The organism is Paenibacillus sabinae T27 (assembly GCF_000612505.1).
Taxonomy (GTDB): Bacteria; Bacillota; Bacilli; order Paenibacillales; family Paenibacillaceae; genus Paenibacillus_AQ; species Paenibacillus_AQ sabinae.
In genome coordinates, this window is record NZ_CP004078.1 from 688,484 (window position 1) to 713,742 (window position 25,259).

Annotated in this window: 26 protein-coding genes; 23 read left to right on the plus strand and 3 right to left on the minus strand. The window is 54.1% G+C overall.

The window, feature by feature from the left end; all coding sequences use genetic code 11:
• The first annotated feature begins 10 nt into the window (after window positions 1–10).
• The 4 genes from purD to ilvA all read left to right on the plus strand — a co-directional run bounded on the left by purD (window position 11) and on the right by ilvA (window position 6,901).
• Window positions 11–1,279 (plus strand): phosphoribosylamine--glycine ligase, encoded by a 1,269-nt coding sequence (gene purD / locus PSAB_RS03180; protein WP_025333149.1) that lies wholly within the window; start codon window positions 11–13, stop codon window positions 1,277–1,279.
• A gap of 277 nt (window positions 1,280–1,556) precedes the next feature.
• Window positions 1,557–2,885 (plus strand): SEC-C metal-binding domain-containing protein, encoded by a 1,329-nt coding sequence (locus tag PSAB_RS03185; protein WP_025333150.1) that lies wholly within the window; start codon window positions 1,557–1,559, stop codon window positions 2,883–2,885.
• Between the two features lie 335 nt (window positions 2,886–3,220).
• Window positions 3,221–5,488, plus strand: a complete 2,268-nt coding sequence (locus PSAB_RS03190) for a methyl-accepting chemotaxis protein (RefSeq protein WP_084266417.1) — start codon at window positions 3,221–3,223, stop codon at window positions 5,486–5,488.
• Between the two features lie 150 nt (window positions 5,489–5,638).
• The gene (ilvA, locus tag PSAB_RS03195) at window positions 5,639–6,901 is read left to right on the plus strand and encodes a threonine ammonia-lyase IlvA (RefSeq protein WP_025333152.1); all 1,263 of its coding nucleotides are present in this window, start codon (window positions 5,639–5,641) and stop codon (window positions 6,899–6,901) included.
• A gap of 129 nt (window positions 6,902–7,030) precedes the next feature.
• Here ilvA and PSAB_RS03200 read toward each other — a convergent pair whose 3' ends face one another.
• Entirely contained in the window at window positions 7,031–7,330 is a 300-nt protein-coding gene (locus PSAB_RS03200) for a LysM peptidoglycan-binding domain-containing protein (RefSeq protein WP_025333153.1), read from the minus strand.
• A 138-nt stretch (window positions 7,331–7,468) separates the two neighbouring features.
• Here PSAB_RS03200 and PSAB_RS03205 point away from each other — a divergent pair, with 138 nt between their 5' ends.
• Window positions 7,469–7,843 (plus strand): hypothetical protein, encoded by a 375-nt coding sequence (locus PSAB_RS03205; RefSeq protein ID WP_025333154.1) that lies wholly within the window; start codon window positions 7,469–7,471, stop codon window positions 7,841–7,843.
• 90 nt (window positions 7,844–7,933) lie between these two features.
• Here the strand turns inward: PSAB_RS03205 and PSAB_RS03210 are convergent, their stop codons facing one another.
• Both PSAB_RS03210 and PSAB_RS03215 read right to left on the minus strand, forming a co-directional pair.
• Window positions 7,934–8,881 (minus strand): hypothetical protein, encoded by a 948-nt coding sequence (locus PSAB_RS03210; protein ID WP_025333155.1) that lies wholly within the window; start codon window positions 8,879–8,881, stop codon window positions 7,934–7,936.
• Between the two features lie 33 nt (window positions 8,882–8,914).
• On the minus strand, window positions 8,915–9,577 hold the full coding sequence (locus PSAB_RS03215; RefSeq protein WP_025333156.1) for a DUF1129 family protein: 663 nt from the start codon (window positions 9,575–9,577) through the stop codon (window positions 8,915–8,917).
• Window positions 9,578–9,839: 262 nt separating this feature from the next.
• Here PSAB_RS03215 and PSAB_RS03220 point away from each other — a divergent pair, with 262 nt between their 5' ends.
• The 18 genes from PSAB_RS03220 to PSAB_RS03305 all read left to right on the plus strand — a co-directional run bounded on the left by PSAB_RS03220 (window position 9,840) and on the right by PSAB_RS03305 (window position 25,189).
• Entirely contained in the window at window positions 9,840–10,031 is a 192-nt protein-coding gene (locus PSAB_RS03220) for a hypothetical protein (RefSeq protein WP_025333157.1), read from the plus strand.
• Window positions 10,032–10,141: 110 nt separating this feature from the next.
• Complete coding sequence (locus PSAB_RS03225) at window positions 10,142–10,459, plus strand: helix-turn-helix domain-containing protein (protein WP_025333158.1); 318 nt, start codon at window positions 10,142–10,144, stop codon at window positions 10,457–10,459.
• Window positions 10,408–11,292 (plus strand): IS3 family transposase, encoded by an 885-nt coding sequence (locus PSAB_RS03230; protein ID WP_226991757.1) that lies wholly within the window; start codon window positions 10,408–10,410, stop codon window positions 11,290–11,292. The genes PSAB_RS03225 and PSAB_RS03230 overlap by 52 nt, the downstream gene beginning before the upstream one ends.
• Window positions 11,293–11,419: 127 nt before the next feature.
• The gene (locus PSAB_RS03235; protein ID WP_025333160.1) at window positions 11,420–11,614 is read left to right on the plus strand and encodes a hypothetical protein; all 195 of its coding nucleotides are present in this window, start codon (window positions 11,420–11,422) and stop codon (window positions 11,612–11,614) included.
• Between the two features lie 174 nt (window positions 11,615–11,788).
• Entirely contained in the window at window positions 11,789–12,619 is an 831-nt protein-coding gene (locus tag PSAB_RS03240; RefSeq protein WP_025333161.1) for an alpha/beta hydrolase, read from the plus strand.
• An 84-nt stretch (window positions 12,620–12,703) separates the two neighbouring features.
• A complete protein-coding gene (locus PSAB_RS03245; protein WP_025333162.1) occupies window positions 12,704–13,480 on the plus strand; it encodes a DODA-type extradiol aromatic ring-opening family dioxygenase in 777 nt (258 codons plus the stop codon).
• A 204-nt stretch (window positions 13,481–13,684) separates the two neighbouring features.
• Entirely contained in the window at window positions 13,685–14,158 is a 474-nt protein-coding gene (locus PSAB_RS03250) for a hypothetical protein (protein ID WP_038595507.1), read from the plus strand.
• Window positions 14,146–15,135 (plus strand): CehA/McbA family metallohydrolase, encoded by a 990-nt coding sequence (locus PSAB_RS03255; protein WP_025333164.1) that lies wholly within the window; start codon window positions 14,146–14,148, stop codon window positions 15,133–15,135. The genes PSAB_RS03250 and PSAB_RS03255 overlap by 13 nt, the downstream gene beginning before the upstream one ends.
• Before the next feature lie 81 nt (window positions 15,136–15,216).
• Complete coding sequence (locus PSAB_RS03260; RefSeq protein ID WP_025333165.1) at window positions 15,217–15,948, plus strand: glycerophosphodiester phosphodiesterase; 732 nt, start codon at window positions 15,217–15,219, stop codon at window positions 15,946–15,948.
• A gap of 2 nt (window positions 15,949–15,950) precedes the next feature.
• Window positions 15,951–16,952 carry a LacI family DNA-binding transcriptional regulator gene (locus PSAB_RS03265; RefSeq protein WP_025333166.1) on the plus strand — a complete coding sequence of 334 codons (1,002 nt, stop codon included), beginning with the start codon at window positions 15,951–15,953 and terminating at the stop codon, window positions 16,950–16,952.
• A gap of 128 nt (window positions 16,953–17,080) precedes the next feature.
• A complete protein-coding gene (locus PSAB_RS03270) occupies window positions 17,081–17,905 on the plus strand; it encodes an ABC transporter permease (protein WP_025333167.1) in 825 nt (274 codons plus the stop codon).
• 51 nt (window positions 17,906–17,956) lie between these two features.
• A complete protein-coding gene (locus PSAB_RS03275; protein WP_025333168.1) occupies window positions 17,957–18,994 on the plus strand; it encodes an ABC transporter ATP-binding protein in 1,038 nt (345 codons plus the stop codon).
• Window positions 18,995–19,018: 24 nt separating this feature from the next.
• Window positions 19,019–20,209: an extracellular solute-binding protein gene (locus tag PSAB_RS03280; protein WP_025333169.1), complete on the plus strand. Its 1,191-nt coding sequence runs from the start codon at window positions 19,019–19,021 to the stop codon at window positions 20,207–20,209.
• Window positions 20,206–21,045 (plus strand): ABC transporter permease, encoded by an 840-nt coding sequence (locus tag PSAB_RS03285; protein ID WP_025333170.1) that lies wholly within the window; start codon window positions 20,206–20,208, stop codon window positions 21,043–21,045. Before PSAB_RS03280 ends, PSAB_RS03285 begins: the two co-directional genes overlap by 4 nt.
• Window positions 21,042–21,959 carry a hypothetical protein gene (locus PSAB_RS03290; protein ID WP_025333171.1) on the plus strand — a complete coding sequence of 306 codons (918 nt, stop codon included), beginning with the start codon at window positions 21,042–21,044 and terminating at the stop codon, window positions 21,957–21,959. The genes PSAB_RS03285 and PSAB_RS03290 overlap by 4 nt, the downstream gene beginning before the upstream one ends.
• 297 nt (window positions 21,960–22,256) lie before the next feature.
• Window positions 22,257–23,345 (plus strand): DUF3048 domain-containing protein, encoded by a 1,089-nt coding sequence (locus PSAB_RS03295; RefSeq protein WP_025333172.1) that lies wholly within the window; start codon window positions 22,257–22,259, stop codon window positions 23,343–23,345.
• Between the two features lie 226 nt (window positions 23,346–23,571).
• Window positions 23,572–24,186, plus strand: a complete 615-nt coding sequence (locus tag PSAB_RS03300) for a DUF47 domain-containing protein (protein WP_025333173.1) — start codon at window positions 23,572–23,574, stop codon at window positions 24,184–24,186.
• A 13-nt stretch (window positions 24,187–24,199) separates the two neighbouring features.
• Window positions 24,200–25,189 (plus strand): inorganic phosphate transporter, encoded by a 990-nt coding sequence (locus PSAB_RS03305; protein WP_025333174.1) that lies wholly within the window; start codon window positions 24,200–24,202, stop codon window positions 25,187–25,189.
• The last annotated feature ends 70 nt before the right edge of the window (window positions 25,190–25,259 follow it).

A 25,259-nucleotide genomic window follows, 5' to 3' on the forward strand; every position in this document is an offset into this window, starting at 1 on the left:
TTTATTAGGCATGGATATTTTGGTGATTGGCGGCGGCGGACGGGAGCATGCAATTTGCTGGAGCCTGTCCAAGAGCCCCAAAGCGGATAAAATTTACTGCGCACCCGGCAATGCCGGGATCGCGCAGGTAGCGGAGTGCGTGCCGATCGGCGTGTTTGAGTTCGACAAGCTGGCGGCGTTCGCGAAGGAAAAAGAGGTCGGGCTCGTAGTCGTCGGACCCGACGACCCGCTGGCCGCGGGCATTGTAGACGTTCTTGAGGCAGAGGGGCTCAAGGTGTTCGGACCGCGCAAGAACGCGGCAGAGATCGAGGGCAGCAAAGCGTTCATGAAAGACCTGCTGCATAAATACAATATTCCGACGGCGGCTTACCGGAAGTTCACCGACTACACCGAAGCTTCGGCTTATTTGAAGGAGCAGGCGCTGCCGATTGTCATTAAGGCGGACGGCCTTGCGGCCGGCAAGGGGGTAACCGTGGCCTACTCCCGCGAGGAGGCGGAGAAGGCGCTGGAGGATATGATGGTATCGCGCGTATTCGGCGAGTCCGGCAGCCAGGTCGTGATCGAGGAGTTTCTGGCCGGGCAAGAGATGTCGATTCTGGCTTTTGTTGACGGCGAGACGGTGCGCCCGATGCCGGCGGCGCAGGACCACAAGCCGGTCTTTGACGGCGACAAAGGCCCCAATACCGGCGGAATGGGCACCTATTCTCCGCTGCCGCACATCGACGACGCCATCATCCAGAAGGCTATTGAGACGATTGTGGAGCCGACGGCCAAGGCAATGGTCTCCGAAGGCCGGCCTTTCCGCGGCGTCCTGTTCGCGGGACTGATGATTTCGCCGGATGGCACGCCCAAAACGGTCGAGTTCAACGCCCGCTTCGGCGATCCGGAGACCCAGGTCGTCCTGCCGCGATTAAAGAGCGATCTGCTCGAGATTTTCCTTGCCGCTGTAGACGGACGGCTTGATGAAATCGAGATTGAATGGAGCGACGAGGCCGCCGTATGCGTCGTGCTCGCTTCGCAAGGATACCCGGGTTCGTATCCGAAAGGCGTTCCGATCGCCGGGCTGGACGAAGCCGGACGGGAAGGGCTTGTTTTTCATGCCGGTACGGCACTCGGTCCTGACGGGGGCATTGTAACCAGCGGCGGACGGGTGCTCGGCGTTGTCGGGCTCGGTGCAGGCATCGCAGAAGCGCGGGATGCGGCCTATGCGAACGCCGGCCGGATTTCCTTTGACGGCAAGCAGAACCGAACCGATATCGCGGCCAAAGCGTTACTGTGACCATAGCCTTAGATTCGTTCGGGAGAATCCACAAATTTTTATGTTAAATGTCCTAAAAAAGGACTGACAAGGCGTGAGAGAAGTGCTATAATACAACTCGTACGGGGGAAAATGTACGGAATATATACAGAAGAAAGGGTCTTTCCGGTGACGGAGGGACCCTTTTTAAATGCCGGAAATGCTATAATATCGTTGAACAGTCATGCGAAGTGTAGCTTGAGCATAAGTGCGGGCTGTTTACTTCTTGGCGTGGTACAGATGTAAGGAGGAATAGGTTTTGATCAAGATTGGAAGAAATGACCAGTGTCCGTGCGGGAGCGGCAAAAAATATAAAAAGTGCTGTCTCGGCAAAGAACGGGACGCCGTTCCCGCACTTAGCCTGGTAGGTTCTGGAGCCGGATCGGCCGTGCAGGGAACGATCGTACAGCCCCCCATGGAGGAGCCCCCCGCTATAGAGGGGAAGACGGCTTCCCAAAAGGACAAGCTGACGCTTCCGAAGCTTAGAAAATTAGTCTCGCGTGACCTGCAGTGGGAGAGTCCGGCGCATGAAAGCCTGGGTCTCACGCTGATTGAGCAGATGAGATATGAGTATGACAAGGAACTGATCGCGGAAGCGCTGATGTTGTGGAACGGCTATTCGCGTGTGGTTAAACCGATGGTGAAGAAGGAAGGCGTATTCTGCGCGGCGATTGAATATCTGCTGTCCGAGGAGTATGGCTTTATGCTGAGTCAGGCGGACCTGGCCCGGAAGTACGAGGTATCGCCGGCCACGATTGCCCGCAGAGTCAAAGAATTGCGAGCATATGCCGTGGAATATGGCATCGGAAGCCCGAACGATTCGCTCTCTCCGGACGTCCTGGTTGGAACGCTCCGCGGAAGCGCCAAGGAAAAGGCGCAACAGATCGTACATAAAGCGATGGAATCGGGCAATTCCAAGAACAGAGTTCAGCTGGCGAAAGCGGCGCTTGATCTGGATCCCGACAATCCCGGGGCCTATTTGGTGCTGGCTGAAGAGGCCGTGAACGAGGAGGAAGTTCGGACGCTGCTGAAATCCGGGATGGAAGCCGGGCGCCGGGAACTGGGAGCCGAGTTTTTTGCTAAGAACAAAGGGCACTTCTGGCTAATCCAGGAGACAAGACCATACCTGCGCGTCTGCATGAGCTATGCGGAATCCTGTTGGTTCGGTGGAGCTTCGGAAGAGGCGGCCCATACGCTTGAGCATATTCTGGAGCTTAACCCCTCTGACTCTATGGGAGCTCGTTATTTGCTGCTTGCCGTTTATTTGTACAGCGATGGGCTGGATCAGGCGGAAGAGCTGCTGAAGGCTTACGGCTCGGACGAAGGGTCCGCTTCGTTTGCCTATGACCGGATGGTGCTGGAATACAAACGCCACGGCGTCACTTCCCGCTTGAAAATGTTGTATCGCGTAGCCAAGGGCGTAAACAAGCATGTGCCGGATTATCTGCTCGGCGCCAAAATGCTTCCCCATAATCTGCCCGATTTTATCGGGAGGGGCGACGCCAACGAAGCGGTGGAGTACGTGATCATGCACTCGCGGCTGTGGGCGAATGTGCCGGAGCTGCTGAAATGGATGCTGAAGCAGTAAGGTGGACTTTCACCGAAGCCTTTGCTCCTTCTCCTTGGGAGTGAAGGCTTTTTTGCTGCAAAAATGTTTAAATTTCGACATCGACACATAGCTGCCAAAATTTTCGATAGAAAAGCTAACATCCCCTACATAACTCGAAATGCAAATCCGATAGCAAATATTAAAGGCATTTTCTGAAACAGATTTTCATTTCTTCACACTTTGTTCGATTGTCGTTGTTAAACGGTGAAGGAGTAAAGCGGAATTTTGTAGAAAAAAGTCGAAATAAGAGAGAAGCTTTTTTCTCAGAAAACCAATAAGCAAGTTTATTAATTAATGTTGAAGGCGGGATCATCATGGTACAAAAATCACCTCGTAATGAACACAATGAGCCGGTTGACAAACGGTCAGAGGAAAGCGGCTCCACAACCAATCGCAGACCATGGTCACAAGGAATGTTCCCGTCAAAGCTGAAGCTTCGCCGGAAGTCTACAGCGTCGTCAAAACCTGTGGCGGTGGCGGTGCAGTCCGGAGAACGCACGGAAGAACGGGCGGGTTTCAAAGCCTTGGCTGGCAAGGTGCTGCACATGTTCTCCGATATGGGAATCAGAGGCAAGCTGTTTTTGGCCGTGATTGTGTCGGTCGTGATCATTTTAACGGTCATGGCGTCCGTCATCTACACCAATGCGAAGAAAGTGATCGTGAGCGACCTGCTTCAATCCCTTGATTATGAAAAGGGCCAGATTTCCTCGAAGGTGAATGATTTGCTGATGCCGGCTGGAGACAGTGTGCAGCTGCTGGGCGCCAACGCTTTTGTGAGAGACTTCATCGCAAGCGTGTCTTCTCCGGACCAGGTCAAGACGACGGAAGGCTATACCGGGCTGGTTCGCACATTGAATCTGACCAAGGACAGCAATAAAAATCTGCTGAACGTCTATATCGGTCTGGACAGCGTTAACAAGGTCATCACCCAGGATGAATTCGAGCCTCCGGCCGATTACAACATGAAGGAACGCGCGTGGTATGCCACAACGGTCAAGAACAACCGTCTTACGGTGACCGATCCTTATATTGACGCCGGCTCCGGCAAATTGGTTGTTACCCTCAGCGCTCCAATTGTGGACGACAACGGCAAGCTGCTTGGCGTGGCGGGTGCGGACATTTCGATCGATCAGATGACGAAGGAGCTGAAGAGCTTCAACTACAAGGGCAGCGGATTCGCGCTGCTGATCAATAAGACGGGCACGTTCATTTACCATCCGAACAACGACTACATTCTGCTGAAGAAGATCGGCGAGCTGGGGACGGACTGGAAAGCCGTCAGCGACAAAATGCTGCAGTGGGGCTCCAGTGTTATGAAGACGGATATTGAGGGACGTTCCAATTATGTTTCATATGCTCCCGCCGTCGACCATCAATGGGCTGTAGCGCTTGTCGTACCTTCGGGGGATGCGGAGAGCGCCCTGAAAAGCTTCCAGCTTATTTTTATTGTGTCGATTCTTGCGTCCATTGTCATTCTGGGCCTCCTGCTGTATTTCGTTTCCGGCAATCTGCTGAAGCCGATTCCGGTCTTGACCTCCGCCTTCGGAACCGCGATGAACGGGGACTTGTCGGTGCGCGCCGACTTCAAGGCCATCGGGGAGATGAAGCTTCTGGCTACAGGCTTCAATGAAATGATCGCTTCCCAGCAGAGAATGATCGGTGAAATCATGCGGACGTCGCGAAGCATTTCGAGTGCGGTGGAAAATACGGAGAAAAATATTTTTGCCCTGGATGAAGATATCGCGGACGTCTCGGCCACAACGGAACAATTGTCGGCGGGGATGCAGCAAACGGCCGCTTCCATGGAGGAAATGAACGCCAGCACGCTGGAAATCGAGAGCGCCATTAACAGCATCGCCTTGAAGGCCCAGGAGGGTGCGGAGTCGGCAAGGAATATTAACGCGCGTGCCGAGCGGCTGAAGCAGTCGGCCATTGATTCCCGCCAGGCGGCGGACCGCCTGTTCGGGCAGAGTGAGGAGAAGCTTCGGAACGCGATCGAGGAGTCCCGGTCGATTGAACAGATCAAGGTTCTGACGACGGCTATTCTGGAGATTGCCTCGCAGACGAATCTGCTGTCGCTGAACGCCTCCATCGAGGCGGCGCGGGCCGGAGAAGCCGGGCGCGGATTTGCCGTGGTCGCCGAGGAAATCCGGAAGCTTGCGGAACATTCCCGCGAGGCTGTAGGGGAAATTATGCAGGTCACCGGCTCGGTCGTTACGGCCGTGGGCAGTCTCGTCGAAGGAGCGGAGGATATCCTGCAGTTCGTGGACAAACAGGTGCTGCGTGATTATGACGCCATGCAGCAGACGGGCTCCCAGTACAGTGACGACGCGAAGTATGTGGAAGATCTGGTGACGGATTTCAGCGCCACGACGGAGGAACTGCTTGCCTCCATCCAAAATATGCTGAGCGCCATCAGCGAAACGACGATTGCAACGAACGAAGGCGCCGAGGGCGCCGGCAATATCGCCGAAAGATCGGAGCGGATTATTAACCAATCCCGAGGCATCATAACGGAGATGGAAGAGATCCGGCAGAGCTCGTCTGCGCTGCTGGGTACCGTGTCCCGCTTTAAGGCGTAGAACATGGAATGATATGCCGCAGTCCGGCCCCGGCGTTTGCAGAAGCGCCGGGGCCGTTTTGCGCGTGAATGCTTGAAAAAATGCCGCCGGGGGAGTATGTTACAAGAAGGCTACGAAAATGCTAACAAGACAGTGAAGCGAGGAGAATTCATGAAGGAAAGCGACAACCGGATCGTGGGGCTGGAAGATATCGTGCGTGCGCATCACAGGCTGCGGGAAGTCATTGTACGGACTCCGCTGCAGCGCGACGCGGTGCTGTCGGCCAAATACGATTGCAATGTATATTTAAAGCGCGAGGACCTTCAGGTCGTGCGCTCATTCAAAATCCGCGGGGCTTACAATATGATCCGCAGCTTGTCCGAGGAGGAAAGAAGCCGGGGGATCGTCTGCGCCAGCGCGGGCAACCATGCGCAGGGCGTCGCCTTCTCCTGCCGCGCGCTTGGCATTCACGGCAAGGTGTACATGCCCAGCACCACGCCCAATCAGAAGGTGAAGCAGGTTCGCCGGTTCGGCGGAGAATTCGTTGAGGTGGTGCTCAAGGGAGATACGTTCGATGACGCCTACGAGGAAGCGATGCAGGCTTGCATTGAGTATGGAATGACGCTCATCCATCCGTTCGACGAGCCCAAGATCATTGCCGGTAACGGGACGATCGCGATGGAAGTGATGGAGAGTCTGAGTGAACCGGCCGATTTTGTATTCGTGACGATTGGCGGCGGTGGTCTGGCGGCGGGCGTGGGAGCCTATGTGAAGACAGTCAGCCCATCGACCAAGGTGATCGGCGTGGAACCGTCGGGAGCCGCCTCCATGAGCGAGGCATTCCGGAAGGGAGAGGTTGTGACGCTGCCGGAAATCGACAAATTCGTCGACGGCGCGGCGGTGAAGCGGGTGGGAGGACTGACGTACGATATCTGTTCCCGCACGCTGGATGACATCCTCAAGGTGCCGGAGGGCAAGGCCTGCACGGCTATATTGGAGCTTTACAACGAGAACGCGATCGTGGTGGAGCCGGCCGGCTCGCTGCCGGTCGCGGCACTGGATCTCTACCGCGATCAGATCAAGGGCAAGACAGTCGTCTGCATCGTGAGCGGCGGCAACAACGACATCGACCGGATGCAGGAGATCAAGGAACGCTCGCTGATCTATGAAGGCTTGAAGCACTATTTTATGATCAATTTCCCTCAACGGGCGGGAGCGCTGCGCGAATTTGTGTCGGAGGTGGTCGGCCCCGAAGACGATATTACCCGGTTCGAATACACGAAGAAGAACGACAAGGAGAACGGTCCGGCCCTCGTCGGCATCGAGCTGCTGTCCAAGGAAGCCTACGAGCCGCTTCTTGAACGGATGAAGCTCAAGGGTGTGGATTATATCGAACTGAACAAGGACCTGAATCTGTTCAATATGCTAATCTAGCCGCTTCAATCAAACGGATAATCGAATCAGATGCATAACAGCCCCGCGGATCTTTACCGCGGGGCTGTTCGTGCGCGTATCTGTTGAAGCAGCGAATGAAGGCATTCCTTCAACGATACATGCGAAGCGTCATCTCTCGCGTTCCAGACGGTCCACCCGCTGGTCCAGCCGATTGACTTCATTGGACAACCGCTGCACTTCACGCTCCAGACGGTTGACCCGGCGCTCCAGCTCACGGTCCGGAGCTGGAGGATACGGCCCAGGTCCCGGGGACGGGACCGGAACTGGAACCGGGATGTACAGTCTTAATCCCGAGTAAATGTTATTGGGATTGGCCAGGCTGTTGGCTTGCAGAATTGCTTGAACGGTAGTGCCGAATCGTGAGGCAATGGAGTATAAATTATCGCCGGCTTGAACAGTGTAATACATGAAATAATCCCTCGCAGTCCATCTTGATTTGCAATCTGATATCAAGATATGTGCCCTATATTTAAATCGTCCATGGTTTTCCGCCCATTTCCAATCCAAGCTCGTTCAAATCCTTAATCAGTGAAAGAAGGGAACAGTGTGAGCAATGAACCTGACGGAAGCTTGCTCTACGAAGCAATTACCGGGAAACAGCATCGCTTGGAAAAAGGAATTGAGACGCCTGCTTTTATGATCGAATTGTCGGATACCCTGTTAATTAACGTTCATATCGCCGCTAAAAGATTGGATATTCTGATCAAGGACCAGGAAGTGTTTCGTTACATCGGCGACCTGTCTTTTTCAGGGCTGGATGAAGAGGGAAAGCTTCTGTTTCACAGCTTGGGCATTAATCATGTCCACTTCAACAACCGGAATATTAGAATCGACAATCCCGAATGCAAAATGTCGACCATTTTTGTGAAGCTTAGTCTCGACAAGAAAAGGGAAACCGAAAAGAAACTCCAGGGGCTTTAAAACGGATTCAAACAACTTTGTTTTTACCGCCCCGTTGGACGGTTTCGAGAGAGGTGAACGATTTCCGGCAGTCTAATGCCGGCAGGCAGACTACTCCTGGGACGGAGCCGCCTGTCTGCGGTAGAGCTCGATCTCATCGGTCAGCTTGAAGTCATGCTCCTTAGCCAGCTTCATGAAGCCGTCCAGCTTCTCCAGATAAGCGCTTTTTCCGGTGCTTTTGGCCAGAATTGCGCCGTAGGCTTTCTGTGCCTCCAGATCCATCTCCAGATTGTCGTAATGGAACAGCGGCGTATTGTTCAATCCATAGAACGTATCGGTCTCGTACATCTTGTACAGCTGCTTCACGATTCCTATGCGGTTCGATCGCGGGTAGTCGGCAATGAAAGCTTCTTGGGCCAACGCCCGGGACGCCACCTCCGCCCAGGCTATTACAAGACCATTATCCTTATTGGACGGGAAATTCGATTCGACGGCCATGATGGAAATATAGTCGCGGATATCATCTGTGACATACGGCTTGTATTTCCGATAAGCTTCGTAATCAATAACCGGGAAAAAAGACCCCTCGGCCGTCTCCAGCTTGTATCCGCAGGCGGCCGCCCGCCGCAGCATCAGTCGCAGATTTGCGTTCTTCGTCTTGTCCGCCAGCTGCGCAAGGCTGTCTCCAGGCTCATACATGTCCGTCAGCTTGCGCTGAACGATTGAATTGTAAAATTTATCCTCCCAAGCCGACAGCGCGGCCTTCTGGGCATTTTCCAGGCTCAATGTCATGATCGTGGCCCGGTAGGAACCAACCGCGTACATATTGGCGTTCAGATACGAAATGGCCTCGGGCAGCTTGCTTGGGGACAGGAGGAGAGGCAGTGAAGCTTTGTATACGGCTTCCGCATGGCTTGTTCCCGGCGTAAGCGCTGCAGGCGCGGCGGCCTTCTCCGAGGAAGAGCCCGCGCCAAGGACAGAGGCCGGTTCGGGCAGGGTCAGGAGCAGGGTAAGGACGGAGGCCATAGCCGCCGTCACGATGGAATATTTCTTCGTCAATTGAACTCCTCCAGTCTATGCGTGAGGCAGAGGTTATTTGCGGCGAAACAACAGTCTCTGTCCGATCAGTCCTGCCGCGAATAGAATCAGACTGACCCATGGGGACAAGGTGAACGTCGGCAGCCATCTGCCGAGCAGAAGACCGGCGGCAACGATGATGACGGCGCTTCCGATATAGATGCCGAGCGACTTCAGGTCGAATTGTCCAGGTTTGGGCGCATCGTCTTCCGACAAGGAGCCTAGCCATTTCATAATCAGTCCGACAAAAATAAACGACCCGAGACCGACGCTGGCGATCGTGAACAGGCTGATTTGTCCGAACAGGCCTGCGCTTCCGGTCGTCCATTCGGAGATCAGGCCGCCGGCCGCGAGAACCCCGAACAGCCAGGTCAGGGCAACCCAGGGAATCATCAGCGCTATTCTTCGCCCGCTAAGGCCCGGGCGTTCCGGCGTTTCATTGATGACCTCTCTAAAATACTCTTCGGGTGAATCGCCAAATACTTGTTTTGCGTTTTTTCCCTTGGCCTGTGCTTTGAGCAGGGTCTGGGCGGCTTCCAGCAGAAGATCCTCCGTGCGCAGCTTATCGATCCGGCTGGCCCGCAGAGAGATAATCATATCTTCCATATAGGACCGGTTGAAGGGTGTCATCTGTTCGCGCAAACGGTTATTTTCTTTGATCATATCCTTCACTTTCATGTTCTTGCCGCCAACCTCCGTGAGATGAATCGGATTGTCACTTGCTACTCAAAGTATACGGCCCCGCCGCAAGGCAGTGCAAGACATGCGCTTTGCAGCCGTTTTCGCTTACCGGTTGGGGAGAGAACTTCGCCAGCTGCAGAGAGCGGGGATTGGCTGGAAGAGCCGATTTCCTGACGCGAACCCGAGTATAAAGTCACCGGTAAGGTGAACACTGATAGGACGCCGTGCAGGCGGCGATGACGGCCTAAGGAGGATGCTTATGGAGCCCGTGAATCCGGATAAGAAAAAGCAGGCGGAGAGTGGCGATGCGTTCCAGAACGGTGTCACCGATTGGGGAGGCTCGGACGGGTTCAGTCTGCTGAACTCAGCCGACGATGCGCCGGGAGAGACACTGCGGAGTCCGGAATCCGGACAAGAGACCGGCGATACCGCCGGCGGCAGCTACGAATAACGCCCATCAGGCGAAAAGACCTTCCCCCGCCCTGAAGTGCACCCCTTAGAATGGACATTGGAATAAACCCCTGGTTTATCCGATGAAGTTCTTGGGGGTGCATTTTTTGTATGGCTATCAAAGGGCAAAAGTTTAAAACGTATTCCGAAGAGATCAAGAAAGAGGCCGTTCGCCTGCATGTTGTGGAAGGATGGACCTACCGAAAGATTAACGAACATTTAGGCATTCAAGACCCGCAGAGGATGAAGAAGTGGATGCGCAAATACCGGGAACAAGGCGAATTTGGACTCCTGGATCAGCGAGGCAGACGAGAGGAATACATCAATCAAGACCGGTATGTTCAAAAGCTCAAGCGGGAAAACGAAATGCTAAAAAAGTGCTTGGAAATCTGGATACAGGAGGTAAGGAAGAAAGGTATGTCCTTGTAGAGAAGGCGTCTGCCCAAGGTCGGATCACAGAATTGTGCCAGTTATTCGGCGTTTCCAGAAGCGGTTATTACGCATACCTGAAGCGAAAACAGACCGATCGGGATGCAGATGCCAAGAAACTCATCAGTAGAGCTTACTGGCGCTATGAGGGGAAGTACGGTTATCGGCAGCTCCAACTTATGATATGGCAGGACGAGGGGATATGGATGAACCACAAGAAGATACTGCGTCTCATGCAACAGCTTGGCCTTCAAGCTAAGATCCGCCGAAAACGCCGCTTGAACGTGACGTACCCGACAGGTGAGCGTGTAGCTGAGAACTTGCTCAAACGAAACTTTACAGCTGAAAAACCAAACCAGAAATGGGTCACCGATGTCACCCAATACCGTGTCGGGGATCGCTGGCTGTATCTTTCAGCGGTGAAAGACTTATTTAACAACGAGATAGTGGCCTACCAGCTAGGTGAACGCAACGACAATGAGCTGGTTCTACAGACGTTCACCAAAGCTTTTGCCAAGCAAAAAGACGTGACCGGATTGGTCGTTCACAGCGACCAGGGATTCCAGTACACGTCTCATGCTTACCACGACATGCTGCCACAGGTTGGCGCCCAAATCAGCATGTCTCGCCGGGGCAATTGCCTAGACAACGCCTCCATGGAGAGCTTCTTCTCGCATCTCAAAACGGAAGGACTCTATCCCTATGATATCCGAAATCTGGCAGAGGCACAAAGCCGAATTGAGAAATACATACGATTTTATAACCGAAAACGGCCGCAACGTAAATTAAATAAACTGACGCCGGTAGAGTACCGGCGCCAGTTTGCAGCCTAGGTGTTTTTTCAATGTCCACTAAATGGGGTCTTGACCAGCCCCATGAATAGTCTCTTCTCTAAGGGCGCACACTGACTGTTGAACGCACCTTAAAAAGGTTCGTTCAGGCAGAAAGGCGGGATGAAACGTGGAAGAGCGGCGTAACAAAGCGGGGCAGCCGAAGAACAGCCCTGCCGCAGAGATGTCGGTTAGTCAGGCGGAAATGTCCGAAGACGGCGCGGCCAGCTTGTGGGAATGTGCTCCCGGCGCTCCCGAGGAGTGGCTGAAGGGCTGGGAGGGCAGACAGGAAACGCACGACATGTTCAAATACAGCTATGAATAGCTGGCCGTTCAAGACGGGACGTCCCGTGAAGACCCTTTTTATCCGTCAGGATAAAGGGGGTCTTTTCTATTGACAACAACAGGAATCAAAGAGTAAGATGGGAATATATAATTCATACTAAATTAATCGGATTTGTGTGGAATTGAAATATATTATATACAGGAGGATTTTGAAATGGAACGGGCTATCGTCATCAGACATAACCAGGAGGAACTGACCGCCAGCATACATTATCCGTCCAAGGCGCAGGGGACGACCGGACGCTGCAAGGACCGTGTCCCGCTTGCCGTCATCTGCCACGGATTCGTCGGCAGCCGTATCGGTGTGGACCGTCTATTCGTCAAGGCTGCCCGCGAGCTGGCGAAGGACGGTTATATGGTCATCCGCTTTGATTATATCGGCTGCGGCGAAAGCAGCGGAAGCTACGGCAGCGAGGGTCTGGAATCGATGATCGCGCAGACCCGAACCGTGCTTGATTACGGCCTGAGCTGCGCCGATGTCGATCCGACGCGCGTGACGCTGATCGGCCACAGCCTTGGCGGAGCGGTGGCCCTGCTGACCGGAGTCCGCGACCGCCGGGTGAAGAATCTCGTCATGTGGTCGGCTGTCGGCTATCCATTCAACGATATCGTCAAGATCGTCGGCCGCGAAGCCTACGACAAGGCGGTGAAGACGGGCTCTGCGGATTATGCGGGCTTTGGCTTTACCCCGGTATATTTCAACTCGCTGGCCGACTATCAGCCTTTTCAGGAGGCCGACAAATTCAGCGGCGATGTGCTGCTCGTTCACGGCACCTCGGATGAAGTGATCCCGGTGGATTACGCCTTCCTGTACCAGAAGCTGTTCTGGAAACGCCCGGAAGGCCGGTGCGACAAGGAGATTGTGTTCCAGGCGGACCACACGTTCTCCTCGGGCGAAGCGCAGTCTAAGGTTATCGGAGCGACGCGGGACTGGATGAACCGGCAGGAGCAGATCCAGCAGGAATGGCAGAACTGGATGATTTAAGGCGGGGCTGCCCGCTCGCAATAGCTGGCAAGAAGGGGTAAAATATTGATGCAGGCCACATACTGGTTACGGAGGTAGGCATCGATGAAAACCCCGTCATTTTTTATCGCGCATGGTTCCCCGCTGCTCGCCCTCGAGGATAACGAATATACCCGCTTCCTGGAGCGGCTCGGCGAAGATCTGCCCAGACCCCGGGCCATTGTCGTCTTCTCGGCGCATTGGGACAGTCCGCAGCAGCAGCTTACGGCCGACGAGCGTTATGAAGCCCAGCATGACTTTTACGGTTTCCCCGAAGATATGTACCGGCTGACTTATCCCGCTCCGGGAGACCCGGAGTTGAGCCGAAGGATCAGTGAGCTGTTCAAGAGCCATAACCTGCCTCATCAGCCCGTGGCGGGTAGAGGGCTTGATCATGGGGTCTGGGTCATTTTGAGAAAAATGTTCCCGCTGGCCGACGTCCCGGTTATTGCGATGTCCGTCGATTCGCTGCGCTCTCCCAATGAGCAGTATGAGATTGGCCGAATGCTCTCACCTCTTAGGGAGGAAGGCGTGCTGTTCATCGGCAGCGGAGGTCTGGTCCATAATCTTCGGCTGCTTATCCATAGCGACGAGCCCGAAGAATGGGCGCTGAGCTTCGACGCCTGGGTTGCAGAGACGCTGGAGTCCCGGAATCTTCAGGAGCTGTTCCAATATGACAAGAAGGCGCCGCACGCCAGAGAAGCGGTCCCGTCTTATGGCAAGGAGCATTTTGTTCCGTTGTTCTATGTGCTGGGGACGGCTGCGGGCGGTACGAAGGCGCAGCGGATGTTTCAGGCATACCAATACGGAACGCTGAGCCTGAACTGCTGGAAGTTTGAATAATATAGCATAAACGGTAACCCGTAAGAGGGGCGCTTGAAAAAGCGATCCTTTTACGGGTTTTTATATTTCCGCCGTTTGGAATTCTTTACCTCAACTCTTTACAAAGCTTAATTCCCCCGTTAATCCCCGCTAAACAATCGGCCGGTAAAGTTGTAGCTGTGGGACCGTTCCCACGACTACATCATGTCTGAGGGGAGGCCTATCATGCTGCTAAATGTCAGCGGACAGCTTGCTCCTTCCGATTCCAAGCGTCATATCACCTATGAATTTCGGCTGGACAAGCCTGCGGCAGCCATCAAGATCCGGTTCGCCTATGGGCCCAAGCTGCTGAAGGACGACGAACAAGCCAAGGATTTAATCATGCAAGCCATTGATTCCTATATTACTCCGGAGCATCAAAGTCCAGTCCGGGAAGGCTGGAGACGATATTTACCGCTCAAAAATCTTCTTACCCTCTCGGTAGACGATCCTGACGGATACAGAGGAGCGTGCCATAGGCAGGATGCCGAGCAGAATCTTTTTCTGTCCGAGCAGGAAGCGTCCGAAGGGTTAATGTCAGGAAAAATGGCTTTAGGAGAGTGGAGCATAACGATCAGCGCTCACGCTGTCGTTACGGAGCGTTGCTCGTATGAATTGTCGGTTTGGACGGAGGAGGCGGAACCCGGATGCGCTGGCTAGCTTGCGAACTGCATACGCATACCTTTCACAGCGACGGCAGACAGTCCTTGCGGGAACTGGCCGAGGGCGCGGCGAAGCTGGGCTTCGACTGCATCGCGCTTACCGATCATAATACGATGTCGGGACTCCGGGACGGTGAGCAGATCCAGCGGGAAACAGGGATCGTCATTATCCCGGGCATGGAGTGGACGACCTTCCACGGGCATATGGTGACGATTGGCTTGCACAATTTTGTAGATTGGCGAAGAGCGGAAAAATCGGACATTCACGAAGGAATCTCCATGGTTCACGGGCAGGGCGGGCTGGCCGGAATGGCGCATCCCTTTCGGATCGGCAGTCCTGTCTGTACCGGATGCTACTGGGAATACGAAATCAGGGACTGGAACGATCTCGATTACATCGAGGTATGGTCGGGAACGTTCGCACCCGTCAAGCCCGAGAATCGGCGGGCATTCGACCTGTGGACGGACCGGCTGAACGCCGGGAACCGCATCGCGGCAACATCCGGACGGGACTGGCATGAGCAGGCGGACACGGACGACCCTCTCTCGGTCACGTATCTGGGAGTGGATGACGGGCCAGGGACGGCTTCGGAAAAAGCGGTTCGGGCGCTTGCCGAGGGAAGAGCCGCGGTAACGATCGGTCCGCTGGTAACGCTGGAGGCGGAGGCCGGCGGCAGATTGTACGGCATCGGCGAATCCGTCTCCACACCAAATCGAGCAGAGTCAATCCACTTCCGGGTGAAGATCGACTTTTCCGTTAGACAGACACTATGGGAGCTGCCGAAACAGGATTTTACATTAAAAATCACGGGCAATTCCGGCATCCTCGAGCAGTGCGCCATAGGTTCGGCCGATCAGAGCCGCGAATTCAGTATCCCGGCGGACGGGTTGATCTGGGCAAGGGCTGAATTATGGGGGATTGTAAAAGGCATGCGGACGATGGTCGCTTTTACGAATGCCATATATATAAGCTGAACTTGAGATTTTTTTCATCAGATTCAGTCGTAACTGCGGGGAATGTTTGGACTTCCCGCCGATGAATAAGGAGGAAAAATAGTGAACGCTGTTCCGCTTATTACCGCGCATACCGGATGCATGAACACGCCCGATAACTCCCTGCTCTCCATCGAGACGGGCCTTGCGAACGGGGCGGATATTATTGAAGATGACATTCGGGTTACCCGCGATGGCGTACCCGTGCTCAGCCATGACGATGCGGTTCGCCTGGCGGACGGCTCCATGGGCAGCCTTTCCCACATGACGATTTCGGAGCTGTACGAGAATCTGTCCATTCCGGTCGTCAAGCTGGAGCAGGCATTGCATTTGGTGCGGTGCACGGGGAAGACGATGAATCTCGACCTGAAGACGGATGAGTGCATAGAGCCGGTGTCGGAATTGGTGAAGCGGCTTGGCCTCATCGACCGCGTCTTTCTGTCGGGCTGCGAGGCGGACAGGGCCCGCAAAGCCAAGCACAGCAACGCCAGATTGCGCAAGCTGCTCAATGTGAATGCTGTACGGTTTCTTGCCGGGGACTTTACGGAAGCGGTCCTGCAAACCGTTCAGGATGCCAAAAGCGCCGGCTGCTTCGGAATTAACGTGCCCTACCGTTTGGTTGAGCCGTACCTGCTGGAGAAAGCGGCTGAATACGGGCTTCAAATCTACATCTGGACCGTTGATGAGGAAAAGGACATGAGGTTATACGCGGGTATGGGCGTACATTCCATCACCACAAGAAATGTTACCGATCTCGTCCGGATTAAAAAGGAAATGTTGGCGGAAGGAAGTTGAACGTGGGCTATAACATAAAAGAAATCGCCGCACTTGCCGGCGTCTCCAAATCTACGGTTTCCCGAGTGATCTCGGGCTCGGGCTATGCCAGCCAGGAGGCCCGTGAACGCGTCATGAAGGTGATCGAAACGCTTCAGTACAAGCCGAGCGCGGTGGCGAGAGCGATGGTTTCGCAGCGGACGCACAATATCGGCGTCATCATTTTTCGGGAGCAGCAGCCCATCGTGTCCCATCCGCTGTACGGCAAAATCGTTGACGCGATCCTGATGGCCGCCGGGGCGAAAGGTTATTCGGTGTTCCTGACCACAGATCATGAAATGTCGCTGCGTTCCACTGATTTTATGCTGGAAAAGCGGGTTGACGGATTAATTCTGATCAGCCGGCTCCGGCAAAATGTCATCGATTACGTGAAATCATTTCAAATTCCGTATTTGATGGTCAACGGATCGACCGACGATCCCGAAGTCGTCCAGATCGTAAGCAAGGATGAAGAAGGAGGGGAGCGCGCCGCCTCCTATCTGTACCAGCTCGGGCATCGCCGGATCTTTGTGATCGCGGGTCCGCAGGAGCACCGAAGCCATAATTTACGCCTGCAGGGCTTTAGCGGCAGCATGGAGAAGCTGGGCAACAAGGAAGGGCTGTCTGTCGTGTTCTCGCCCGAATCCAGCTTTGATATGGGATACCGGGTGATGCTCGAGCATTGGGACTTGTTCATGCAGGGAGGCTTTACGTCTTTATTTGCAACGAACGACATGCTTGCTCTTGGGGCCATGAAGCTTCTGGCCGAACGGTCGGTCCCTGTGCCGGAGCAAATCGCCGTGATGGGCTTTGACGATATCGACTTTGCTTCCATGTATTCCCCTTCGCTTACAACGGTGAGGGTGGAGAAGGAAAAGATGGGACATGACGCCATATGGATGCTGGACCGGTTAATCCGGAATGAGGACGGTCTCCCAAAGCTGAACGAGTATGCCAGTGAGCTGATTATCCGCCAGTCTACCTAAATTATCCTTTACGATTCATGTAATCTCAGATAATACTGTTCAAATATTAAAAAATTAAAGTAATAACGGGAACATGGGAACGGTCTCATATTAAGGCTGCCCATCCCGGAAAGGGGCTTTACAGGCGCATGAGTTGGTATTTCAGAGCAATCGGTTTTCGAAAAATATTCGAGTTCCTGCTGCTTGTCGCTTTTGTCGTGTTCTTTGTCGGCCCGCTCTTGAATCTCGCCGTTCTTGCCTTCAGCAGCAAGTGGAATTATCCCGACCTGCTGCCGCGGCAGTGGTCTTTACAGTGGTGGCATTTCGTACTTCAGGAGGATGATATCGCCAAATCCATCGGGCTTTCGTTTCTGATCGCCGCGTTAGTCACGGCATTGTCCATCGTCATTTGCATCCCGGCCGCCTATGCTTTTGCAAGGATTCGATTTCCGCTGAGCCGTTTCTTTCTGTTCTCTTTTCTGCTTACGCACGCTTTTCCAAAAATGGGGCTGTATGTCTCGATTGCCGTCCTCTTTTATAAACTGGGGCTGATGAATACGCTGCTCGGCGTGGTCCTCGTTCATATGATTAATGTTCTGATGTTTATGACCTGGATTCCGACGGCAGCCTTCCGCAACGTTCACACGGCTCAGGAAGAATCGGCGAGAGATGTGGGCGCCACGCCGTTCCGCGTATTCTGCAGCATTACGCTGCCGATGGCGATGCCGGGTATTCTGGTCGCTTCCATCTTCACCTTTCTGAACTCTTTGGACGAGGCACAAGGCACTTTCCTGGTCGGAATTCCCGATTTCAAGACGATGCCGATCGTTATGTACTCGATCATCGCTGATTTTCCGAGCAGCGCCGGCGCCGTATTCTCAATCATTCTTACCGCTCCGACCATTATTCTGCTGTTAGCCGCCCAGCGTTTGGTCAGCGCGGATATTATGGCCAGCGGTTTCCAAGTTAAGTAACTTAGTCCCGGGACAATAACCGGATCAATTTCCGGATCACGGAGGAATGTCATGAGTGTACAGCTTTCGATTCGCAATTTGACCAAACGTTACAAGACAGGAGAAGGCGTAACCGGTATTTCGCTCGATGTGAAGAAAGGTGAATTGGTCACCCTGCTTGGCCCTTCCGGCTGCGGCAAAACGACGGTGCTGAGAAGCATCGGCGGCTTTCTTGAGCCCGATTCGGGCGAGATTATGATCGCAAGCAAAAGCGTGATAAAGCTCCCGCCGGAGAAACGGCCGACCTCGATGGTCTTTCAGGGGTACAATCTGTGGCCGCATATGTCCATTTATGACAATCTGGCCTTTGGGCTCAAGATTCGCAAGACGCCCAAGGCGGAAATCAAGAAAGCCGTCGAGGACGCGCTTCGGCTGGTGCGGCTGCCCGGTGTGGAGAAGAAATTCCCCAGCCAGCTGTCGGGCGGGCAGCAGCAGCGGATTGCCGTTGCCAGATCCCTTTTGCTGAAGCCAGAGGTACTGCTGCTCGACGAGCCTTTCTCCGCGCTTGACGCCAAGCTTCGCCACGAGATGAGAGAAGAGCTGCGCGAGATTCAGACCGAGACCGGCCTGACCATGGTGTTCGTCACCCATGACCAGGAGGAAGCCCTGTCCCTGTCCGACCGGATCATCGTGATGAACCAGGGTAATATCGAGCAAATCGCGGCGCCACAGGATATATACGATTCGCCGGATACGCTGTTTGTCGCTCAGTTTATCGGCAAAATGAACTTTTTGGAGGGGGTGGTGGAAGAGGACAAGCTGCGTGTGGGAGGTCTGGTGTTTCCGAATACGAAGCGTCTTGCGGGGTCAGTCGTTATCGCCGTCAGGCCGGAGGATGTCATGATCGGTCCGGATTCCGGAGAAAGAGACGGCTTGTATGGAACAATCAAGCAAGTGATGGTGCTCGGCCATTATGCCGAGGTGTCGGTTGAACTTGACGGGTACGGCCCGATTAGGGCGTTTCAGCCGAGAGATTCCGTGAAGGAGCTTAGGGTGGGTCAGCGTGTAACCGTTGCTTTTGCCAAAGTGATTGCTTATCCGAACAAGTAAGGACTAACAAGGAGGAAATTTTACATGTTTCGTATGAAAAAACGTTTTACTGTACTGTCAGCTCTGGCGTTGTCGTTCGGTATTCTGGCCGGTTGCGGTACAGCGAATAACAATTCAGCAGGCTCCGCCGCCGCTGGCGGTTCCTCATCCCCGGCAGCAAGCAATTCCGCCTCTTCCAGCGCACCGGTCGAAATTCAGTTTTATTTTACAGGCTCCCAGAACGTAAAGAACTTGTGGGATCAGCTCACACCCATGTTCGAAGAAAAAAATCCGGACGTCAAAGTGAAACTCGTGTACATTCCTTCCGGAACCGGCGCGCAACCGACCTATGACCGTATTTTGGCCGCCAAGCAAGCAGGCAAGGGATCGGGTGGTATCGACCTTTATGAAGATGGTCTGCCCGTTGTCACTCAAGGTCAAAAAGACGACCTCTGGGATACGCTGAGCACAAGCTCCGTTCCGAATCTCGCCAAAGTGGATGCAAAAACGATGCAGGATGTCGCCAATCTGGCGGTGCCTTACCGTTCGTCAGCCGTCGTGCTCGCTTATAACAGTGAGAAGGTGACTACGCCTCCGCGCACGCTGGACGAGGTGTTCGACTGGATTAAGAAGAATCCTGAGCGTTTTGCTTATAACGACCCGTCCACCGGGGGCTCCGGCAGCTCCTTCGTAACGACGACACTTTATAAAGATCTGCCTGAAGAGGCTATCCATAACGACGATCCGGCCATCATGAAGGATTGGGACAAAGGCTTTGCGACGCTGAAGGAACTGGGACCCTACCTGTACGGCAAAGGCATTTATCCGAAAAAGAATCAGGGCACGCTGGATCTGCTGACGAGCGGAGAGGTCGACATGATTCCGGCCTGGTCGGACATGGTCCTTGAACAACTGGATAAAGGCCAACTGCCGGCAACGACAAAAATGCAGCAGATTACACCGGGCTTCAACGGCGGACCGACTTATCTGATGGTGCCGAAGCTGTCCGACAAGAAAGAAGCCGTCTATAAATTCCTGGACTTCGTCCTGTCGCCGGAAGCGCAAACTGTCATGATTAAGACGATGCACGGCTTCCCGGGAATCGAGCTTACGAACATGCCACAGGATATTCAGGATTCGTTTAAAGGCGTGTCGGAAGGCTTCCGTAATTTCAACGTCGGTGAACTGAGCAAAGAGATCAACAAACGCTGGCAGAGCGACGTGGCGGCTCAATGAGGAAGGAAGTAAAAATGGGGATATTCGGACTTTGTCTGGTTATCCCCTCCTTTCTCTTGTTGTCGGTGATCGTAATCATTCCGATTATATTATCTTTTTTCGAAAGCTTGCGCGATGAAAGTGGCGGGTACGGGCTGAGCCGTTATGTGTATTTGTTTACTGATGAGGGGATGCGCGCGAATATCGTATTTACCCTTCAGGTGACGATTATTTCCTGTGTGATTGTGCTGGCTGTCAGCTACGCACTTGCGGTATACATGCGCTTCAGCACCGGCAGGCTGGTCGATTTAATCCGCAAAACCTATATGATTCCAATCTTTATTCCAGGGGTTATCGCTACCTATGGCCTGATCAACCTGCTCGGGAACCACGGCTGGCTGTCCCGCTGGCTGCTGCTGTTCGGGGGGACGCTTCCGCGGATTATTTTTGATCAGAAGGGCATTATCATTGCGAATCTCTGGTTCAATATCCCGTTTACGACGATGCTGCTCAGCTCGGCGCTGGCGGCAATTCCGAACGCTGTTATTGAGAGCGCCAAGGATATCGGGGCGGGTCGCTTGCGCATCTTCTTCCGTATCATCATGCCGCTATCGTACAAAACGTTTCTCGTCGCGGTCACCTTCGTATTCATGGGTGTCATCGGATCGTTTACCGCTCCGTTTCTGGTCGGTCCAAATGCTCCCCAAATGCTCGGCGTGTCGATGGAGCAGGTATTCAGCGTCTTCCAGGAGCGCGAGCAGGCTGCGGCGATATCCTTTTTTACGTTCCTGCTGTGCTCGGTGCTCGGCTACTTCTACATCCGTTCGATGGTGAAAGAAGAGACGGCCCGGCCATGATTGAAATCTATACGCATGAATGGAAGACGGTTGGCGCGAATTTGGCCGAGGCGATGCTGGATGGAAAAGTCAGTGTAGAAGACACATGCGCAGCCATCATCCCCGTGCTTGATCTGCTGCGCAAGGTGTTTCCGGATGAAGCCGAGTACCCGGCAAGGCAGGGAGAATATTATCATCTGGACGGGCAGCTCCGCCGGGCGGGACAGGCCTATCAGAGGACGCTTGCGCTGGAACCTCCGCTTGCGATTACGGAACAGGAAGCCGCCGCTATCCGCCGCCACTGCCCGCTGCTGCTCACAACCGAGGCGGAATGCTTTCCCCTGAAGGATATCGCTGCCGTCCATCATCCGACGCGGCCGCTGATCGGGTATCACCTGTTCTGGGAGGACGACTTCGACTTTCCGGACGATTACGAGCCCTGCGATCATGAAGAGATATGGGTGGAGTATGATCCTGTAGAGGAGACGGTCACCCAGGTCATGACGTTCTTCCACAGCTCGGTAATCTCCTCGGAGGAGGCGGTCCGGGAAGCCAGGGAGCGTGGGGAACGGCCGATTATCCGGATCGAGTGGGGGAAACACGGGTCGCTGCTCAAGGGCTGGGAAACTATCGACATTCCGATGAAGAACATGACCATGCAGGATTGGATACGGCAAACGTACGAACATGTCAAGAATGGCGGGCGTCTGCCGGAGCATCCGCTGAAGCGATTTTGGCCCCGGGGGTTCGAAGGCTCCTATGAGTCTTACATCGACTTCTCCGTTCCGATCGATCCGCTGCTTTATCTGGAGCGCAAGCCGCTTATATTCAAATCGCTTCATGTGAATGCGATTCTGTTCACGGAGGCGATCCCTTACAATTTCCACCCAAAAATGGAATGGCCGGACCGGTTCGCCCGGGCATTGCTTGATTAGGGAAATATCGCACACTTGTGCAGGCACTGCCGTGCCGCCCGCTGACGATGCAACTCATGCATCACGGGGGGGGGAACGGCGGTGTCTTTTTAAAATATAAGATATCTACGAGAAACGTACTTGCGTCTTTCGGGACGCCGTCAGGCGTTTCTTTTTGTTGTACAGGTTGTTGTTATTCCGGGTCTGTTCTATTATAGGGGGGGCCCTGAAAATGTTTCGTAGCGTCATGCATTCTTCTCACTCGGGGATGATATGAACATTAGACATGTTAACCAGTTAAGGAGGAACACATCCTTTATGATGAATCGTAACGGCTCCCGGCTTCTCGGGAGCATTCTAATGGCCTCGCTTCTCCTCACCGCCTGCGGTCCGCAGGATGAGGGCGGCGGCGGCGCTCTCCCTACGTCCGTGCCGGCCATTGCCACTCCGCAGCCTGCCGCTTCGGCTGAGCCGTCGCCCGCCGCCGATCCTTCACCGGTGGCCCTGTCGGGACTCACCGGCCTTCCCGTCACGGAAACGCCGCTTCCGCGGCCGCTTGCCGTGATGATTAACAATGCGCCGCCGGCGCGTCCCCAGTCCGGAATCAGCCGGGCGGACATCCTGTACGAGGTGCTGGCGGAGGGCGGAATTACGCGGCTGGTCGCGATCTACCAGAGCCAGTCCGGCATCGGCAAAATCGGGCCTGTCCGAAGTATCCGCCCGTATTTGATCGACATCGGCGAATCTTACGGCGGCATTACCGTGCATGCGGGCGGCAGTCCGGCCGCTTATGCGATTTTGCAGAGCGGGAAGAAGAACGATATGGATGAAATCGGCCGGGCCGGCGCTTATTTCTGGCGGGACAAGGACCGGAAGGCCCCCCATAATCTGTACACGAGCGAAGAGAAGCTTCGGAAGGGCGCGGAGAAGCTCGGATATGCCGGAGCGGTCAATGTTCCCGACTATACATTTACCGATCCGGATTATGTTCCGGTTGGCGGAGTACCCGCGGCCGGATTCAATGTCCATTTTCTGCTCAAAAGCTATGCGGTGGATTACAAATATGATGCCGCTTCGCGCACCTATGCAAGATGGGTTAACGGGAAGCCGCATCTGGACCGGGAGGACGGAACGCCGGTTGCAGCGGCTAACGTGATCGTGATGGGGGCCGACCATACGGTGCTTGACAGCGCCGGGCGGCTGTCCGTCAATCTGGAGCTGGGCGGGGAGGCGCTGCTGTTCCAGCGGGGGCAGGTCATCAGGGGCAGATGGGCCCGGAAAGCCGGCGATATCGTCCGCTTTGTGCAGGACGGGAAGGAAGCGGCAATGTACCCGGGGATCACCCATATTCTCATTGTGCCGAACACCCCTTCCTTTGACAGCCACGTATCGATATCAGTATCCTAGTCTTTTAGATAAGTCCCATATCGTTCCAAACATTCCGAAGATAGCGCATTCTTTTCGTAACATTCGACAAACTATTACCTAAGGTGTAAAAAAGTTCGGTGGATTTGCTATCTATCCCTCTTGACGATATGTTAAGATAACAAAGGTCGTCATTCATTTTAATACTGCGTTTACATATGGATGCCGCCGCCGTTCCAAGGAACTTTATTTAAAAGGAGTCTATAATATGAAGTTGAGAAAAAAGGACATCTTCTTCGAGACGCTTGAGAATATGGCCGACACGATTGTACAGGCTGCCGATTACTTTGCCCAGCACCTTTCCGATCTTAGCGATCTGGAGCTGTTTGCCGGGGAGATGAAGAAATATGAATCCCAGTGTGACACCTACACGCATACGATAATCAAAGAGCTGAACAAGACCTTCATTACCCCGCTGGAACGCGACGATATTATGGCGCTGACTACGAGCATGGACGACGTTATCGACGGTCTGGATTCCTCTGCTACCCGTTTCTATATGTACAACATGACCGAGACGGACGAGTATATCAGCCAGTTCGCCGAGATTTTGCGCCAAAGCTCCTACGAAATTCAAAAAGCCGTTCATCTGCTGTCCCAGAAGAAGCTGCTGGCCATCCGCGAACATACCATCCGGCTGAACGATCTGGAGAACCAGGGCGATGAGGTGCTGCGCCACTGCACAAAGGCATTGTTCGAGCAGGTTAAAGACCCGATTGAGCTGATCAAACGCAAGGAGCTCTATGAGCGGCTCGAAACGACTACGGATAAATGCGAAGACGTAGCGAACATGCTGGAATCGATCATTATGCGCAACTCATAAGGGGCAAGTTACTATGGATACATCTTTATTAGTGCTAGGCATTGTTATACTACTCGCACTCGCCTTTGATTTTATCAACGGTTTCCATGATACAGCCAACGCGATTGCAACCTCGGTTTCGACCCGGGCGCTTTCGCCGCGGACCGCGATTATTATGGCGGCGTGCATGAATTTTGTCGGCGCGATTCTGTTTACCGGCGTGGCCAAAAGAATCGGCGGCAGTGTAACCGATCCGACGAAGCTGGATAACGGGATCGAGATCGTCATCGTGACGCTTCTGGCTGCGATTATCTGGAACCTCATAACCTGGTGGTTCGGTATCCCTTCGTCCTCTTCCCATGCGCTCATCGGAGCGCTGGCCGGAGCGGTCTACGTAGGGGCGGGTTCGGATCATATTAAATGGAGCGGATTTTCCGAAATTGTGGAGGGGCTTATTTTCTCCCCGATCATTGCTTTCGTCATCGGATATATTGTTATGACCATACTCAAATGGATATTTGCAAGACGAAGTCCGCATACCGTCAACAAGGGCTTCCGTACGATGCAGATTTTGACCGCCGCGTTCCAGTCCTTCACCCACGGGACGAATGATGCGCAGAAGGCGATGGGGATCATTACGTTTGCGCTGCTGACCAGCGGACGCCTGGATACGATGGAAGTACCCCTTTGGGTAAAAATCTCGGCAGCCACGGCAATGGCGCTTGGCACCTCGATCGGCGGCTGGAAGATCATCAAGACGATGGGCACCAAGATTTTCAAAATCGAACCGATCAACGGGTTTGCCGCCGACATTTCGGCCGCTTCCGTTATTTTCTCGGCGACTATGCTGCATTTGCCGGTCAGTACGACCCACGCGATTACATCCGCGATTCTCGGCGTCGGCTCGGCGAAGCGTTTCTCTGCAGTCAAATGGGGTGTAGCAGGCCGGATCGTCGTCACCTGGTTTATTACGATACCGATCAGCGCCGTGCTGGCAGGACTCCTTTTCAAAATTATATTTTAATTCGCCGCTTGGGCGGCATAGAACCGGATCGACAACGTCGACCCGGTTCTTTTTTATGTCATAAAAGGTT